15 protein-coding genes and 2 tRNA genes are annotated in these 14,880 nt (G+C 55.9%); 1 reads left to right on the forward strand and 16 read right to left on the reverse strand.

Annotated elements, in window-relative coordinates:
* The 15 genes from G5332_RS18860 to ruvA all read right to left on the reverse strand — a co-directional run bounded on the left by G5332_RS18860 (position 1) and on the right by ruvA (position 11,783).
* Positions 1-72: transfer RNA gene (locus G5332_RS18860), tRNA-Val, on the reverse strand.
* 31 nt (positions 73-103) lie between these two features.
* Positions 104-179, reverse strand: a tRNA-Lys gene (locus tag G5332_RS18865).
* A gap of 174 nt (positions 180-353) precedes the next feature.
* A complete protein-coding gene (gene ybgF / locus G5332_RS18870; protein WP_005343216.1) occupies positions 354-1,154 on the reverse strand; it encodes a tol-pal system protein YbgF in 801 nt (266 codons plus the stop codon).
* 158 nt (positions 1,155-1,312) lie between these two features.
* A complete protein-coding gene (gene pal / locus G5332_RS18875) occupies positions 1,313-1,837 on the reverse strand; it encodes a peptidoglycan-associated lipoprotein Pal (RefSeq protein WP_005313284.1) in 525 nt (174 codons plus the stop codon).
* A gap of 49 nt (positions 1,838-1,886) precedes the next feature.
* Positions 1,887-3,212, reverse strand: a complete 1,326-nt coding sequence (gene tolB / locus G5332_RS18880; RefSeq protein ID WP_139436956.1) for a Tol-Pal system beta propeller repeat protein TolB — start codon at positions 3,210-3,212, stop codon at positions 1,887-1,889.
* Between the two features lie 95 nt (positions 3,213-3,307).
* On the reverse strand, positions 3,308-4,438 hold the full coding sequence (tolA, locus tag G5332_RS18885) for a cell envelope integrity protein TolA (protein WP_421249614.1): 1,131 nt from the start codon (positions 4,436-4,438) through the stop codon (positions 3,308-3,310).
* Positions 4,439-4,443: 5 nt separating this feature from the next.
* Positions 4,444-4,890: a protein TolR gene (gene tolR, locus G5332_RS18890; RefSeq protein ID WP_005335733.1), complete on the reverse strand. Its 447-nt coding sequence runs from the start codon at positions 4,888-4,890 to the stop codon at positions 4,444-4,446.
* Positions 4,890-5,567 (reverse strand): protein TolQ, encoded by a 678-nt coding sequence (gene tolQ, locus G5332_RS18895; protein ID WP_216954450.1) that lies wholly within the window; start codon positions 5,565-5,567, stop codon positions 4,890-4,892. Before tolQ ends, tolR begins: the two co-directional genes overlap by 1 nt.
* Before the next feature lies 1 nt (position 5,568).
* Positions 5,569-5,976 (reverse strand): tol-pal system-associated acyl-CoA thioesterase, encoded by a 408-nt coding sequence (ybgC, locus tag G5332_RS18900; RefSeq protein ID WP_337073798.1) that lies wholly within the window; start codon positions 5,974-5,976, stop codon positions 5,569-5,571.
* Positions 5,977-6,081: 105 nt separating this feature from the next.
* On the reverse strand, positions 6,082-6,393 hold the full coding sequence (locus G5332_RS18905; protein ID WP_041202810.1) for a cyd operon YbgE family protein: 312 nt from the start codon (positions 6,391-6,393) through the stop codon (positions 6,082-6,084).
* Positions 6,380-6,496, reverse strand: a complete 117-nt coding sequence (gene cydX, locus G5332_RS18910; protein WP_005304933.1) for a cytochrome bd-I oxidase subunit CydX — start codon at positions 6,494-6,496, stop codon at positions 6,380-6,382. Before cydX ends, G5332_RS18905 begins: the two co-directional genes overlap by 14 nt.
* Positions 6,497-6,510: 14 nt before the next feature.
* Positions 6,511-7,647, reverse strand: a complete 1,137-nt coding sequence (cydB, locus tag G5332_RS18915) for a cytochrome d ubiquinol oxidase subunit II (protein ID WP_033113517.1) — start codon at positions 7,645-7,647, stop codon at positions 6,511-6,513.
* Positions 7,648-7,658: 11 nt separating this feature from the next.
* Complete coding sequence (locus G5332_RS18920) at positions 7,659-9,215, reverse strand: cytochrome ubiquinol oxidase subunit I (RefSeq protein ID WP_227341407.1); 1,557 nt, start codon at positions 9,213-9,215, stop codon at positions 7,659-7,661.
* 934 nt (positions 9,216-10,149) lie between these two features.
* Positions 10,150-11,160, reverse strand: coding sequence for a Holliday junction branch migration DNA helicase RuvB (gene ruvB, locus G5332_RS18925; RefSeq protein ID WP_005335744.1), 1,011 nt, complete (start codon positions 11,158-11,160; stop codon positions 10,150-10,152).
* Positions 11,161-11,168: 8 nt separating this feature from the next.
* On the reverse strand, positions 11,169-11,783 hold the full coding sequence (ruvA, locus tag G5332_RS18930) for a Holliday junction branch migration protein RuvA (RefSeq protein WP_216952061.1): 615 nt from the start codon (positions 11,781-11,783) through the stop codon (positions 11,169-11,171).
* A 261-nt stretch (positions 11,784-12,044) separates the two neighbouring features.
* Here ruvA and G5332_RS18935 point away from each other — a divergent pair, with 261 nt between their 5' ends.
* The gene (locus G5332_RS18935; protein WP_227341409.1) at positions 12,045-14,054 is read left to right on the forward strand and encodes a methyl-accepting chemotaxis protein; all 2,010 of its coding nucleotides are present in this window, start codon (positions 12,045-12,047) and stop codon (positions 14,052-14,054) included.
* Positions 14,055-14,135: 81 nt separating this feature from the next.
* Here G5332_RS18935 and lysE read toward each other — a convergent pair whose 3' ends face one another.
* A complete protein-coding gene (lysE, locus tag G5332_RS18940) occupies positions 14,136-14,747 on the reverse strand; it encodes an L-lysine exporter (RefSeq protein WP_227341410.1) in 612 nt (203 codons plus the stop codon).
* Positions 14,748-14,880 lie beyond the last annotated feature (133 nt).

Raw genomic sequence — 14,880 nt, forward strand, 5'->3', positions numbered from 1 at the left:
GGTCGTTACTGGGATCGAACCAGTGACCCCCTCCTTGTAAGGGAGGTGCTCTCCCAGCTGAGCTAAACGACCTGGGAATTCTGTCTCCACCGAGTGGAGAAAATGGTGGGTCGTGCTGGATTCGAACCAGCGACCAATTGATTAAAAGTCAACTGCTCTACCGACTGAGCTAACGACCCTCACCACAACCAGTTCCGACTGCATTACTGCTTCGGCTCTGACGGCGGCCTATATTACGGATTTAAATTTCCGGTGCAACAGAAAATTCGTAATTTAAATCCGTTTGCTCACTGTGCGTACAAATGCAGGCTGTTTTTACAGTAGCGTTACGAAAACAGTGACATACAGCAATGTTACAGCTTGGCCAGACTCTGTTTGGCCAACTGGGCCGGCGAGGTGTTGGGATAGCCCTTGATCACCTGCTCATAGAAGGATTTGGCTTCCGCCTTCTTGCCATCCAGCTGCGCCAGCATACCCAGCTTCAGCAACGCATCGGCTCGCTTGGGGGATTTGCTGTATTTGTTGGCCACGGTCGAAAACTGGGCCGAGGCACCGGCTCTGTCCCCCTTGTTGAACAGCAACTGGCCGAGCCAGTAGTGTGCATTGGGAACATAGCCCGAATTGGGGTACTGCTTGATGAAGCCTTGGAAAGCCGGAATGGCTTTGTCGTAGTTCTTCTCTTTGAGCACCATGTTGACCGCTGCGTCGTAGGCCTGGTTCTCATCCTGATTGGTTGAGTAATTGGCGGCAGCAGCCGGTGTGGCAGCAGCAGGGGCCGGGGTGGCTGGAGCAGCTTGCTGGCTGCTGGCAACCTTGTCGAGCTCCTGATAGAGCTGACGCTGGCGCTCTTGCGACTGCTCCATCTGGTAGGTCTGCTGCTCCAGCTGACCACGCAGCTCGGAAACCTCCCCTTGCAGGGAGTCGACCTGTTGCTGCAATTCAGCTTGCAGCCGCAGACGGGCATTGAGGGTGCGCTCCAGCAGGGCAACCCGATCTTCCAGGCTACCGGTGGGCACGATGGCGCCGTTGTTGCCGCTAAGGACAACCCCACCACTTGAGTCACCGCCCAGATCGCTGACCGGTGCCGCAGCTTGCGCATTCAGAGCAACCATTACGGCCAGCGCAACAACCGCTTGCTTGTACACAGATTTCATTCGGATCAAACCTTAGCGTTTAGTACAGATAAAACGGCCAGCGCCATCGTCGCTCGCATATACAGATTTCATTCGGATCAAACCTTGGCGTTTAGTGCAAATAAAACGGCCATCGAAATGGCCGCTTGCATATAAACGAACTTCGTTCGGTTCAAACCTTAGTAAACCAGAACCGCGCGGCGGTTTTTGGCAAAGGCATCCTCGGTGTGGGACAGATCCAGCGGCTTCTCTTCGCCATAGCTGACGATGGAGAGCTGCTCGGCCTGCACACCCAGGGTTTGCAGATACTTGGCAACAGCCTTGGCACGACGCTCGCCCAGGGCGATGTTGTACTCCGGAGTACCGCGCTCATCGGCGTGACCTTCGATCAGGACTTTCACGCTCGGGCGCTCGCGCAGGTAGCTGGCGTGGGCATCCAGCAGATCAGCGTACTGACCCTGGATATCGTAACCGTCGAACGGGAAGTAGATCACGTTGTCACGCTGCAGTGCTTCGAACTTCTGACGCATCTGCTCTTCCGGGGACAACATGCCGTTGGCGCCGCCGGTTTGTACACCGCCCATGCCGTCGGTCATACCTGATTCGGCGCCAGCGGCGTCGGAATCAGAAGAAGAACTACAAGCGGCCAGGGTGAACAGTGGCAGTGCGATGGCCAAACCCTTGAGCAGTTTATTGAGTTGCATGCTATTTCCTTAAACCTTTATAACAAAACAAAAAACAATTGGATTTTTATCAATTCAAGAAGGGCGACCAAGCTGGTGCACGAATTTCACCGCTACTGGTCGGAAGCACAGCCTTGAAGCGACCATCAGTCGACACCAACGCGAGACTCTTACGACCCTGATAGATGGTGGCATAAATGATCATGCTGCCATTGGGAGCCACACTTGGCGACTCATCCAGAGCACTCTGGGTCAGGACCAGCAGGGCATTGTTTTCCATGTCCTGACGGGCAATACGATACTGTCCCTGAACACGGGTCACCATCACCATGATTTTGCCATCAGGAGTGATGGATGCACCCTGGTTGGATTCACCTTCCCAAGTCATCCGGCGAGTCATACCAGTCGCCAAATTTACGCTATAAATCTGGGGTTTGCCACCACGTTCAGAGGTGAACAACAAATTTTGCCCGTCCGGCATCCAGGAGGGCTCGGTGTCGATCACGCGGCTGGTAGTGACGCGGGTAAGCTGCTTGCTAGCGACATCAACCACATAGAGGTTGGGTGAACCATCTTTGGAGAGAACGATAGCCAGACGACGACCATCAGGAGACCACTCAGGGGCCCCGTTAATGCCACGGAAACTGGTGATCAGGCTGCGCTGCTGGGTGTAGATATCCTGCACATAGATTTCGGACTTCTGGTTCTCGAAGCTCACGTAGGCCAGCTTGCTGCCATCCGGTGACCAGGAGGGAGACATCAACGGCTCGCGAGAGCGCAGCAGAGTCTTCTCGTTGTAACCGTCGTAGTCAGAAATGCGCAGCTGGTACGGGAACTGGGTACCCTGCTGTACGGAGACGTAAGCCAGACGGGTCAGGAAGGCACCGCGCTCGCCAGTCAGACGCTCATAGACGATGTCGGAGATACGGTGGGCAAACTGACGCATCTGGGCACCCGGGATGGTCGCCATGCGGCTATCCAGGATGTAACCGTTGCTCTCGCCACCTTGCGCCTTGGCCAGCTGGCCTTTCAGCACATCGACCAGCTCGAAGTTGACCTTGTAGGTGCCGTCACCTACTGCCGAAATGGAACCCACCACCACGGCTTCAACCCCTTGGGAGGCCCAGGGAGCGAAGTTGATCTCGCTGCTGCTGCTCGGGGTCTGCGGCATCTGGCCACGGGCCAGCGGCTTGAATTTGCCACTGCGCATCAGGTCGTTGGAGACCACTTCCGCGATGTCCTGCGGCAACTGCCCGTTGCCTTCCCACTTGAAGGGGGCGACGGCGATGGGGCGTGCGCTATCAATACCGCCGGTGATGACGATGTCCAAGGCCGCCTGGGCACTCTGGCCCAGCAACAAACAGCCAACCAAAGCAAAAAATACTTTTCTGATCATGGCTTAAATACTCGGTTCCAATAAAGATGAGAGGTTAAATTCCTTTCTCGGCGAGAGGTTGCCAACCGGAGGCAAGCAACCTCGTTTTATCACGCTTAGATACTCGGTTCTAACTTCAGGTTAAATTCCTTCAACATCTCGAATGCCGCAGGATCCTTGGGCACTGGCAGTTGATTGGCTTTCAAGACAGCCGCCTTACCCGAACGACAGACCGCCGGGTCACCCTGGCCGTTATCTACCGATATGACAAAGCCACTGCTCGCAAGACGTACGCCGATAGTACATGTTTTGCCCCGCATGGTGGGATCCAAAATCATATACCGCTCAACAGTGGCCTTGATGAGCGCCGCATACTTGTCGACCTCACCTTGTGCCGCTGCAGAGGCAGCCTGGCTGCGGGCATTGGCTTCAGCCGCCAGCTGCTGCTGCATCATGGCTTCCATCTCTTTTTGCAGTCTGGCCTCCTCGGCCGCTTTGCGTTTGCGTTCTGCCGCGATCTTGGCCTGCTTCTCGGCTTCAGCCTTGGCTTTCTTCTCTGCGTCAGCTTTTGCCTTTTTGGCTGCCTCTTCCTTGGCCTTCTTCTCAGCCTCGGCTTTGGCTTTATTCTCAGCCTCTGCCTTGGCTTTCTTCTCTGCCTCAGCCTTGGCCTTCTTGTCAGCTTCCGCTTTCTTGGCTTTGGCCTCCTCGGCTTTAGCCTTCTCTTCCGCCTGTTTGTTCTCGAGCTCTTTCTTTTTCTTCAGCGCCAGTGCCTTGGCCTCTTCAGCAGCCTTGCGCTCGGCTTCCGCCTTCTTGGCCTTCTGCTCTTCCAGCTTGCGGGCCTCCTCGGCTTTCTGCGCCTTCTCTTCCGCCCGCTTCTGCTCGGCAACTTTTTTCTGCTTCTCAGCCTCGGCCTTGCGGGTCGCCTCTTCTGCTTCTTTCCGCTTGGCCTCGGCAATACGCAGCCGTTCCTGCTGCTGGGCTAGTTCGCGTTTGGCAAGATCCGTATCTTCCTTATCCTTCTCTTTCTCTACCTTCTGCGGCTTGGGCTGAGCTTTCTGCTGCTGGATCTGCTTGGCCTGCTCGTTGAGGAAGTTCTCATCAAGCATGACGGCATTGACGATCTGCCCCTTCGATTCGGGTCGTTTCGGTTTGCTGAAATCGAGCCCGACAAACAGGATGATGCCGATGATCAGGTGCAGCAGAAACGACGCGATGAGATAACCGGAAATACCACGCTTCACATCCATCTCCGTTAGTTCACCGGATCTGTCATCAGGCCAACCTGAGGCACGCCCGCATTCTTGAGGGCCACCATCAACAGGATCACCTCTTCGTAGCGCACGGCCTTGTCACCCGCGACCACCACGGGGGCATTCTGGTTGATCGCCAGATAGCCCATGGCTTTTTCGGTGATGTATTGCTGCATCGCCTCTGGCGTGCCACTTGGCACCGGCTCGTCATCGGCTTCGCCAGCCTTGATGACATACTCGCCTTCGGTATTGACGCTGACGATGAAGGGCGGCTTGGCATCTTCCGGCAACTGCTCGGACTCAGCCTGCGGCAGATCCACCTTGACCCCTTGCGTGATCACCGGCGTGACCGCCATAAAGATGATAAGCAGCACCAGCATGACGTCGATATAGGGAACCACGTTGATCTCGGCCACCTTCTTGCGCCGGATCCGCTGATAGGTTTGCATTACTGATCACCCTGCTGCTGAGCAATTTGACGGTTCAGAATGGTGGTGAACTCGTCCATGAAGTTGGCGTAGGCGTTCTCCAGCCGCTCGACCTTGTTGGAGAAGCGGTTGTAGAAGATTACCGCCGGGATAGCGGCAAACAGACCCATGGCGGTCGCAATCAGCGCTTCCGCGATACCCGGTGCCACCATCTGCAGGGTGGCCTGCTGCACCTGACCCAGGGCGATAAAGGCGTTCATGATCCCCCATACGGTACCGAACAGACCGATATAGGGGCTGATGGAGCCGATGGTCGCCAGCACCGGCAGGTTGGATTCCAGATCATCTACCGCGCGGGAGAGGGAGACGCGCATGGCGCGGTAGGTACCATCCATCACCGCATCCTGACCACGGGCACCGGCCTTGAGCAAGCGGGCATACTCCTTGAAGCCGGAGTAGAAGATATCTTCCATGCCTTCGATGTCATCGCGGCGGGAAGAGGACTCCTGATAGAGGCGATTGAGATCGACCCCTGACCAGAAGCGATCTTCAAACTGTTCCGATGCGAGATTGGCCGCCTTGATCGCCTTGGAACGCTGGATAATCAGCGCCCAGGAGACAATAGACATGCTCATCAGGGTGATCATGACCAGTTTTACCAACAGGCTGGCTTGCCAAAACAGGCCAATAAACGAAATTTCAGCGTGCACTTAACAGCACTCCCTTGATTTTTTCAGGTATAGCTACAGGTTTCATTTGCGGACGACTTACACAGGCTATCTGTACCAAAGCCTGGGTGACGAGTCGTCCATCAGCCGCCAGGATCTGCTGCGAAAAACGCAGGGATGCGCGTTTCACTTCAATCACTTGCGTTAATACATTCAATAGTTCATTAAAACGGGCCGCCGAGCGGAAATCGATCTCAGTTCGGCTCACCACGAAGGCATATCCCTCCTGCAGCCAGACGTCCTGTTCGACCCCTTTGGCACGAAGAAACTCGGTGCGAGCACGTTCCATAAACTTGAGATAATTGGCGTTGTAGACGATGCCCCCGGCGTCGGTGTCTTCGTAGTAGACACGCACCGGAAACTCAAAGACTTCCCCCATAACAATCTGTGATCCATTCGACAGTCAGATGGGGGGCTATCATAGCGCAGGGCTGAATAGGAAAGAAGCAGGGGGAGGCAGGGAAATCCTGCCTCCCCCCGTTTTTTATGAAAGGAAATATGAATGTGTCAGCCAGAGGCCATACAACAAACTGGGCCAGGCGAGCCAGGGATTGAACAGCACACGTCCGGGCAGGCTTTTCAGATGAAAGCCAAGCCCGTTAAGTACGCCACAACAGACGGCCCACATCAGCCAGGGAGCAAGCCAGAGACCATGCTCGCTGGTGTTGGCCGCGATCAGATTGGGGGCCTGTAAAATAGCGACGGCCAACAAGGCCGCCGCGAGTAACATCAACCCCTGCCACGGCTGCCGCTCCAGTGGAGCGGCGAGCCTGGCGAGTCGATCACTTGTTTTCATCGATCTGACGATCCATGTTCTCGGTGTGTTCCAGCCACAGCGCATTGATGATGCCAAATGCACAGGCCAGCAACAGCCCCAGGATCCAGGTGAAATACCACATTGTCAGCGCACCTCTTAATAGAGAGATTGTTGGTTATCTTCGATGTGCTTGTTGGTTACCCGGCCAAACATCTTGATGTAAGTCCAGATGGTGTAACCCAGCACAATCGGTACGAAGACTGCTGCAGCCACGGTCATCACCTGCAAGGTGTTGAAGGAGGCGGTAGCATCCCACATGGTCAGGCTCAGTGACGGCTCAAGGCTTGAGGGCATCACAAACGGGAACATGGAGAAACCGGCAGTGAGGATGACCCCGGCAATCGCCAGCGAGGAGCTGGTAAACGCCAGCCAGCCGATGTTCATACGGGCAAACAGCGCAGTCAGCAGGCTCATGGCAAGACCCAGTACAGGGGCAGCCACCATCCACGGATAGAGGGTGTAGTTGTTCATCCAGGCGCCAGCCTGCAGGACAACTTCCTTGTTCATCGGGTTGGATACTGCGTCAGTCGCGGCAGCCTTGACGATGACATACCCTTCCATACCGCTTACCCACCAACCCGCGGCAGCAAACAGCACCAGGGTCACCAGTGAGCAGATCATGGCGGCAGTGCGGGAACGCGCCAGCACTTCACCATCGGTCTTCATCATCAACCAGGTTGCACCCTGGGTGAGCAGCATGAACAGGCTCACCAGACCAGCCAGAATGCCGAACGGGTTCAGCAGGCCAAAGAAGTTGCCGTGATAGGTCAACATCATGAACTGGTTAAACTCGAATGGAACGCCTTGCAACAGGTTGCCAAAGGCCACACCAAAGACGATGGGCGGTACGGCGCTACCGGCGAACAAGGCCCAGTCCCAGTTGCTGCGCCATTTTGCATCAGCACGCAGCGAGCGGTACTTGAAACCGACCGGACGCAGGAACAGCGCCATCAAGGTCAGGATCATGGCGATGTAGAAGCCGGAGAAGGTCGCGGCATACACCATCGGCCAGGCGGCGAACAAGGCGCCACCGGCAGTGACCAGCCAAACCTGGTTACCTTCCCAGTGCGGCCCCATGGTGTTGAGCATCACGCGGCGCTCGACATCTTTCTTGCCGACGAACGGGAGCAGTGCGCCTACCCCCATGTCGAAGCCGTCAGTGATGGCAAAACCGATCAGCAGTACGCCGACCAGAGCCCACCAGATGACACGCAGAGTTTCGTAATCAAACATGGTCGCTCTCCTTATGCCTTGATCTGTTCAAAGTGATACTTGCCAGTCTTCAGGCTGCTGGGGCCAAGACGGGCATACTTGAACATCAGGTACATCTCGATAACCAGAAGTACGGTATAGAACAGGCAGATACCGATCAGAGAGAACCAGATCTCGGCTGCAGGCAAGTTGGATGCAGAGAGGGAAGTCGGCAACACCTCTGCAATGGTCCACGGTTGGCGACCATATTCGGCAACAAACCAGCCAGCTTCGATGGCGATCCACGGCAGCGGGATACCCCACAGCAGAGCCTTGAGCAGCCACTTGCGCTGGCCGATCTGGTGACGGGCACTGTCATAGAAGGCCATACCAATCAGTACCAGCATCAGCATGCCGACGGCAACCATGATGCGGAAGGCGAAGAACAGCGGCAGAACCTGCGGGATGGAGTCATCCACGGCGGCCTTGATCTGCTCGTCGGTAGCATCGGTCACATTGCTGGTGTAGCGCTTGAGCAGCAGACCGTAGCCCAGATCCTGCTTCACTTCGTCGAAGCGAGCGCGGGTCTCGTCAGACTTGTCACCGGATTGCAGCTTGGTCAGCAGGTCGTAAGCGGTCATACCGTTACGAACGCGCAGTTCGTGCTCGCTCTTCAGATCTTTAAGACCGGTGACCTGACCGTCCAGAGAACGGGTCGCGATAATGCCCAGCGCATAGGGGATCTTGATGGCGTAGTCGGTGCGCATCTCTTCCTGATTCGGAATACCGAACAGGGTAAAGGCGGCCGGAGCAGGTTCAGTTTCCCACTCGGCTTCGATAGCGGCCAATTTCACCTTCTGCACTTCACCGGTCTCGTAACCGGATTCGTCACCGAGGATCAGCACGGACACGATGGAAGCCATACCGAACGCAGCGGCAATGGCGAAGGAGCGACGGGCAAACGCCACATCACGATTCTTCAGCAGGTAGTAGGAGGAGATACCCAGCACAAACATGGCGCCACAGGTATAGCCAGCCGCCACAGTGTGGACGAACTTGACCTGAGCAACAGGGTTGAGCACCACGTCAGCGAAGCTCATCATCTCCATCCGCATGGATTCGAAGTTGAACTCGGCACCGACCGGGTTCTGCATCCAGCCGTTGGCGACCAGGATCCAGAGGGCGGAGAGGTTGGTACCCAGCGCCATCAACCAGGTGGCAGCCAGATGCTGATGCTTGCTCAGACGATCCCAACCAAAGAAGAACATACCGACGAAGGTGGACTCCAGGAAGAAGGCCATCAGCCCTTCGATAGCCAGCGGGGCCCCGAAGATATCGCCGACATAATGGGAGTAGTACGCCCAGTTCGTCCCGAACTGGAACTCCATGGCCAGACCTGTGGTGACCCCCAGGGCAAAGTTGATACCAAACAACTTACCCCAGAATTTGGTCATGTCCCGGTAGATGGTGTTGTTGGTCATCACATAGACGGATTCCATGATCGCCAGGAGAAAGGCCATTCCCAGCGTCAGGGGTACAAACAAAAAGTGATAAAGGGCCGTCGCAGCGAACTGGAACCGCGATAGGTCTACCACATGCTCAGCAATCATGATGTTTCCTCACCGATTATTGGCACGGCTATTTTAAGTTTTAAGCACAAAGCTTCCGTTGGGGGTTATCGAATGGGCCCCGTTGAGACGGATCACAACAAAACACTTTCAGTAACCACCAATATTAACAACAAGGCAACGCGAAAACACAAACAAAGCTAATGTTTAACAATTAAAAAACAATAAGCTTCAATTTATTCTCGCTCATTATGACCGGGTTTTTATATCACCTTTATTTGATTGAAATCAATGTAAAAGGACCCGCCATACATGGCTTTCAAAGCCATGTTTAATCTATTTCACGATTATTGAAGCGAGCCAGATCACAAAAGATGACAATGCGTAAAATATTGATTTAAATCAATTTAAGAATTTAACATCCGGCCACCCCATTTAATTTGAAAAATGTCGATGACGCGCCTTTTTCCATGTTATCCAGGTCAGGCGAACTGATTCGAAAACTCAATTTAAAACTACAAACAATGCATACTCATGCGAACCAATTTCATCAATCACTACATTAGATAAACTAATTTGAAGGTTGCAATTTTTCTTGTTTGCCCGGGCCGATACGAGCTCCTACAATGCGCCTCGCAGTGAGGGCATACCCTTGGATACAGGCCGGTTAATCCGGGTTCACGGTACGTATTCGACCATCAATTTGAACCTGTCTATTGGAATCGAAGATGAAAAAGTTTGTTGCTAAAACCATCCGTTACTACAAGCTTTCCTTTGTTCAGCTCTATCAACTGAACCGACTCTGAGAGCTCGCGACGGCTCACCTGTTTATTTTCCGGTCTGTGTCCAGACGCACTCACTGTCTGTGAACATCCATCCTGAATTGTCTTTGCCCACCGCATCCGCCGTGGGCTTTTTTTTGCCCGGATAACAAAAAACCGCCTTTGACGGCGGTTTCATGTTCAAACGACTGTTTTTACTTCTCATCTGGTCGCTGAAGACCGAAATGAGCGTAGGCTCGTGTGGTCGCAATCCGTCCTCTGGGTGTACGTTGCAGATACCCTTGCTGGATCAGATAAGGCTCCAGCACATCTTCGATAGTATCTTTCTCCTCCCCGATCGCGGCGGCCAGATTATCGAGACCCACAGGGCCCCCCATAAACTTGTCTATCACAGCCAACAATAACTTGCGGTCCATGAAGTCAAAACCTTCGTTATCGACATCCAGCATGTCCATGGCGCGGGCCGCGATGGGGCCATCGATCCGGCCATCGGATTTGACCTGGGCGAAGTCACGCACTCGTCTTAACAAACGGTTAGCAATCCGCGGCGTACCACGAGAGCGACGAGCGACCTCAATGGCACCATCTTCCGTCATATCTAGCCCCAGACAACGGGCACTGCGGGAGACGATATCGGTCAGATCCTTGACGTTGTAGAACTCCAACCGCTGGACGATACCGAAGCGATCCCGCAGCGGGCTGGTGAGTGAACCAGCCCGGGTGGTGGCGCCAATCAGAGTGAAGGGAGGCAGATCCAGCTTGATGGAACGAGCCGCTGGCCCCTCCCCGATCATGATGTCGAGCTGGTAATCCTCCATCGCCGGATAGAGCACCTCCTCCACCACCGGGCTGAGGCGATGGATCTCGTCGATGAACAGCACATCGTTCGGTTCGAGGTTGGTGAGCAGCGCCGCCAGATCCCCCGCTTTCTCCAGCACCGGGCCGGAGGTGGTCTTGATATTGACCCCCATCTCGTTGGCGACGATGTTGGCGAGGGTGGTCTTGCCCAGACCCGGCGGACCGAAGATCAGCAGGTGATCGAGCGCTTCTCCCCGCTGACGGGCCGCTTCGATAAAGATCTCCATCTGTTCGCAGACGGTATCCTGACCGGTGTAGTCAGCCAGCTTCTTGGGGCGGATAGCCCGGTCAATAATGTCATCCTCACGGGCAGCACTGGCCGAAATGAGGCGGTCTGCTTCAATCATCAACTACCTCATACCAGGCTACGCAGGGATTCACGGATGATATCTTCCACCGACATCCCCTCTTTGGCGATCTTGCTGACAATCTGGCTCGCCTGCTGCGGCTTGTAACCGAGGGCCACCAGCGCACTGGCCGCCTCTTCGGTCACATCCGGTGCCCGCAATTCTGGCTCACTGGCTGGCAGGGTGACCATGGCCGGGGAGAAGAGGTCGTGACTGACCCAGCCCTTGAGGCGATCCTTCATCTCCACCACCAGACGCTCGGCGGTCTTCTTGCCGACTCCCGGCAGTTTGACCAAAGAGCTTATCTCTTCACGTTCGACACTCAGCACGAATTGGGTAGCTGTCATGCCGGAGAGAATAGCCAGCGCCAGCTTGGGGCCGACTCCGTTGGTCTTGATCAGCTCGCGGAACAGCGCCCGCTCCTGTTTGTGGTTAAAACCATAGAGTAACTGGGCATCTTCCCGCACCACGAAGTGAGTGTGGATGGTCGCCTCCTTGCCGATCTCCGGCAAATCATAGAAGCAGCTCATCGGCATATGAACCTCGTAACCAACCCCGCCTACTTCCAGCAAGACCTCGGGGGGCTGCTTCTCAATGACAATGCCTCTCAAGCGACCAATCACGGCTCTCTCCTCACCAATACAACTATTCGCAAATTGGCTCATAGCATAAAGAATAACTGGATAAGTATCCAGCATAGGGCAGCAACCCCCTGGTATCCGGAGAAGCTTTTTCGCAAATTGGCCACCATGCTTGATCTGGTTCAGCCTGCGTGTACGGGATGTTTCTGCACCGTACCGGACTCCGACTGGGCATGAGCCACTACACTAAATCCGTTCGGAACCGAAATTGATGCCAATGCAGATACCAAGGAAGGCCATCATATGAAAATTGTTACCACCGCCAATCTGGGTCTTGCCATCTTGCTCGGCTGCACGCTGGGGATGGGGGTCGTGGGCTGGTATGGCAGCCAGCGGCTGGCCGGCCTGCTCACCTATGTGTTGGGAAGCGCCTGGCAGACCGCCGATGGCGCCATGGAAGGCTCCATCGAACTGGGCAATCAACAGTTACAGATTCAGAAGATGCAAAACGGCACCCCGCTCAATCGCACCGAGCTTGATGCCGCCAAGGCGGCGACCGATGATGCGCTGGCCCGGGTCAGCCAGGGTCAGCTCATTGATGGCGCAGTCCTGGCCACCATGGAGCAGCAGAAGCTGGCCTATCAACAACAACAAGAGAAGCTGTTGACGCTCTATCACGCCTATACCGAGGTTGATGAGGCGCTGCATCACAACGCCGAGCTGATGGCACGACTCTCGACCCAGCTGGAGGTGATTGGCGATGGGGCGGTAGAGGTGCTGACCCAGGCCCCCGACCAGACCATCAGCTGGAACAGCGGCCTCTCCACCCGCTGGGAAGCGGCCGACGGGGGAATGGAGTCCAATATCGGCTTTTTGCGCCAGCTCTATGCGCTGGAGAAGATGCGCAGACAAGGGGTAACGGAGGCGATCAAGGTCGAGCTGAAAGAGGCGACCGATTTCTATCACGAAGCGATCGACAGCATGCTCGGTACCGGGCTGTTCGATATCGAGGGAACCGGCGAATTTGCCGGCAAGCCGCTGGCGACACAGTATCGCACCCTGTTGGCCCGACATCAGCAGCTGATGGGGCAGTGGATCGAGGCGCTCGGCAGCTATCAGGCCCAGCAGGCTCTCTATGAGGCCAGTGCCGACCAGCTACAGCAACAACTGGTTGCCATCGAGGCGAGCGGTGATGCCACCGTCGAGGATCAGGTAGTCCAGCTCAACGGCATCATCAGCCAAACCCGCACCCTGCTGCTGGGCGGCCTGTTGCTTAGCCTGATCATGGTCACCCTCTGTGGCTTCTGGCTGACCCGCAAGCTGGTCACCCCGCTGCTGCAAGTGGACAAACGGATGCAGGATATCGCCGCCGGCGAGGGGGATCTCAACGCCCGCATCAACCTGCAGCGGGATGACGAGATAGGCTCGCTGGCCAACAGCGTGGATCGCTTCATCGAGAAATTGCAGAAGATGATCAGCTCCACCATGGACAACAACCGGCACATCAGCGAACACGTTCACACCTCGGTCAACCGGGTGGAGGCGATCAGCCAGAGCAGCCGCCAGACCGCCGAACATGCGCTGGCCCTGCATCAGGACAGTGAACAAATGGTACAAGTCGCTACCGGTATTTCTGACAACTGCAGCATGGCGGCCCACAATGCCAACGAGGTGCGCCAGCTAACCACCGAAAGTAGCCAATATGTCGCCTCTGCCAGTGCGGGCATGCAGCGGGTGGTGCAGGAGGTGGGCGAGTGCGCCATCGCCATCAACGCCCTCAAGGAGCAGGCGGGCCAGATCGGCCAGATCATCTCCACCATCAGCGAAATCTCGGAGCAGACCAACCTGCTGGCCCTCAATGCGGCTATCGAAGCAGCCCGCGCGGGGGAGATGGGACGTGGCTTTGCTGTGGTCGCGGACGAGGTGCGCACCCTGGCCAATCGCACGGCGACATCAAGCGCCGAGATCAGCCAGGTGATCAGCAGCATCCAGCAGCAGACCGAGAGCGCCTACCTGATGATGCAGCGCAACCTCAAGACGGTGGAGTCCGGCATGCAGGACTCCGAGAACACCAAGCAGATCCTGTTCAAGGTGGAAGGCGCCATCGACCAGCTGGCCGACATGGTGCAGCAGGTGGCCGTAGCCACAGGTCAACTGTCACACACCCTGAGCCACTCCTCTGACAAGGTCTCCGGCATCAGTCTGCAAGCCAGAACCGGCGAACAGGAGGCGCAGGAGTGTCTGCAACTCGCCTCCTCGCTCCATCAGGCCAGCCTGCTGCAACAGCGCCTGCTCTCCCAGTTCAGAGTCTGAGCCCCTCCAATAGTAAAGATGCCACTCATATGAGTGTCATCTTTTTGTTACCGGTCGCTCATTCCTGCCGCCTTAACTTCCTCAACGTCCTATGGCCAGTTGAACAGCCAGGCTCAGCATGATGATGCCAACCAGCAGATCGATCCCCTGCTGCACCCGGCTGCGGGCCAGCCAAGGCGCCAGTGCCGCTGCACCCAGCGCCAGCGAGTAAAACCACACCAGCGAGGCCAGCATGGCCCCCGCAGCAAAGGCCGGACGCAGGGACTCGCTCACCTGACAGCCAAGGGAGCCGAGCAGCATCAGGGTATCGAGATAGACATGGGGATTGAGCAGGGTGACCCCTAGCGTCATGGCCAGTACGCTTCTGGCTCTCATCCGTTGCGAAGAGTCGGCCAGTCCGCCCTCCTGTCCATGCCAGGCGCTGCGCAGGGAGCGAACCCCAAACCAGCCGAGAAACAGCACGCCGCCCCAGGTAAGCAGCATCATGCCAATCGGGCTGGCAGCCAGCAGATTGGCTCCGCCAAATACCCCTATAGCGATCAGAATGAGGTCGCAGAAACTGCAGAGTGTGGCGCTCAGCAGATGGTGATTGCGATGGATGCCTCTGCTCAGCACAAAGGCATTCTGGGCGCCGATGGGGATGATCATGGCCAGACCGATGGTGAAGCCTTGCAGGGTCGTGGTCAGCAGCATGGAAAGTTCCGTTCGAAGTGATGAATGAACGGCACTATAGCGAGCCCTGTTCCCTCTTAGAAATTCATTGATTTACTGGTTCATTCATTTTGCTAATGATGAAGCTTTTCTATTCAATCCCTTGTCAATTACC

Source organism: Aeromonas sp. 603757, assembly GCF_049171255.1.
GTDB lineage: Bacteria > Pseudomonadota > Gammaproteobacteria > Enterobacterales > Aeromonadaceae > Aeromonas > Aeromonas veronii_A.

Bases quoted from the DNA above. Each gene is read 5' to 3' on its own strand.
- G5332_RS18905 (WP_041202810.1), bottom strand. From the start codon at position 6,393: ATGAAAACAAGTGATCGACTCGCCAGGCTCGCCGCTCCACTGGAGCGG.
- tolA (WP_421249614.1), bottom strand. From the start codon at position 4,438: ATGGATGTGAAGCGTGGTATTTCCGGTTATCTCATCGCGTCGTTTCTG.
- cydX (WP_005304933.1), bottom strand. From the start codon at position 6,496: ATGTGGTATTTCACCTGGATCCTGGGGCTGTTGCTGGCCTGTGCATTT.
- ybgF (WP_005343216.1), bottom strand. From the start codon at position 1,154: ATGAAATCTGTGTACAAGCAAGCGGTTGTTGCGCTGGCCGTAATGGTT.
- ruvB (WP_005335744.1), bottom strand. From the start codon at position 11,160: ATGATTGAAGCAGACCGCCTCATTTCGGCCAGTGCTGCCCGTGAGGAT.
- tolR (WP_005335733.1), bottom strand. From the start codon at position 4,890: ATGCAAACCTATCAGCGGATCCGGCGCAAGAAGGTGGCCGAGATCAAC.
- G5332_RS18920 (WP_227341407.1), bottom strand. From the start codon at position 9,215: ATGATTGCTGAGCATGTGGTAGACCTATCGCGGTTCCAGTTCGCTGCG.
- tolB (WP_139436956.1), bottom strand. From the start codon at position 3,212: ATGATCAGAAAAGTATTTTTTGCTTTGGTTGGCTGTTTGTTGCTGGGC.
- lysE (WP_227341410.1), bottom strand. From the start codon at position 14,747: ATGCTGCTGACCACGACCCTGCAAGGCTTCACCATCGGTCTGGCCATG.
- G5332_RS18935 (WP_227341409.1), top strand. From the start codon at position 12,045: ATGAAAATTGTTACCACCGCCAATCTGGGTCTTGCCATCTTGCTCGGC.
- cydB (WP_033113517.1), bottom strand. From the start codon at position 7,647: ATGTTTGATTACGAAACTCTGCGTGTCATCTGGTGGGCTCTGGTCGGC.
- pal (WP_005313284.1), bottom strand. From the start codon at position 1,837: ATGCAACTCAATAAACTGCTCAAGGGTTTGGCCATCGCACTGCCACTG.
- ybgC (WP_337073798.1), bottom strand. From the start codon at position 5,976: ATGGGGGAAGTCTTTGAGTTTCCGGTGCGTGTCTACTACGAAGACACC.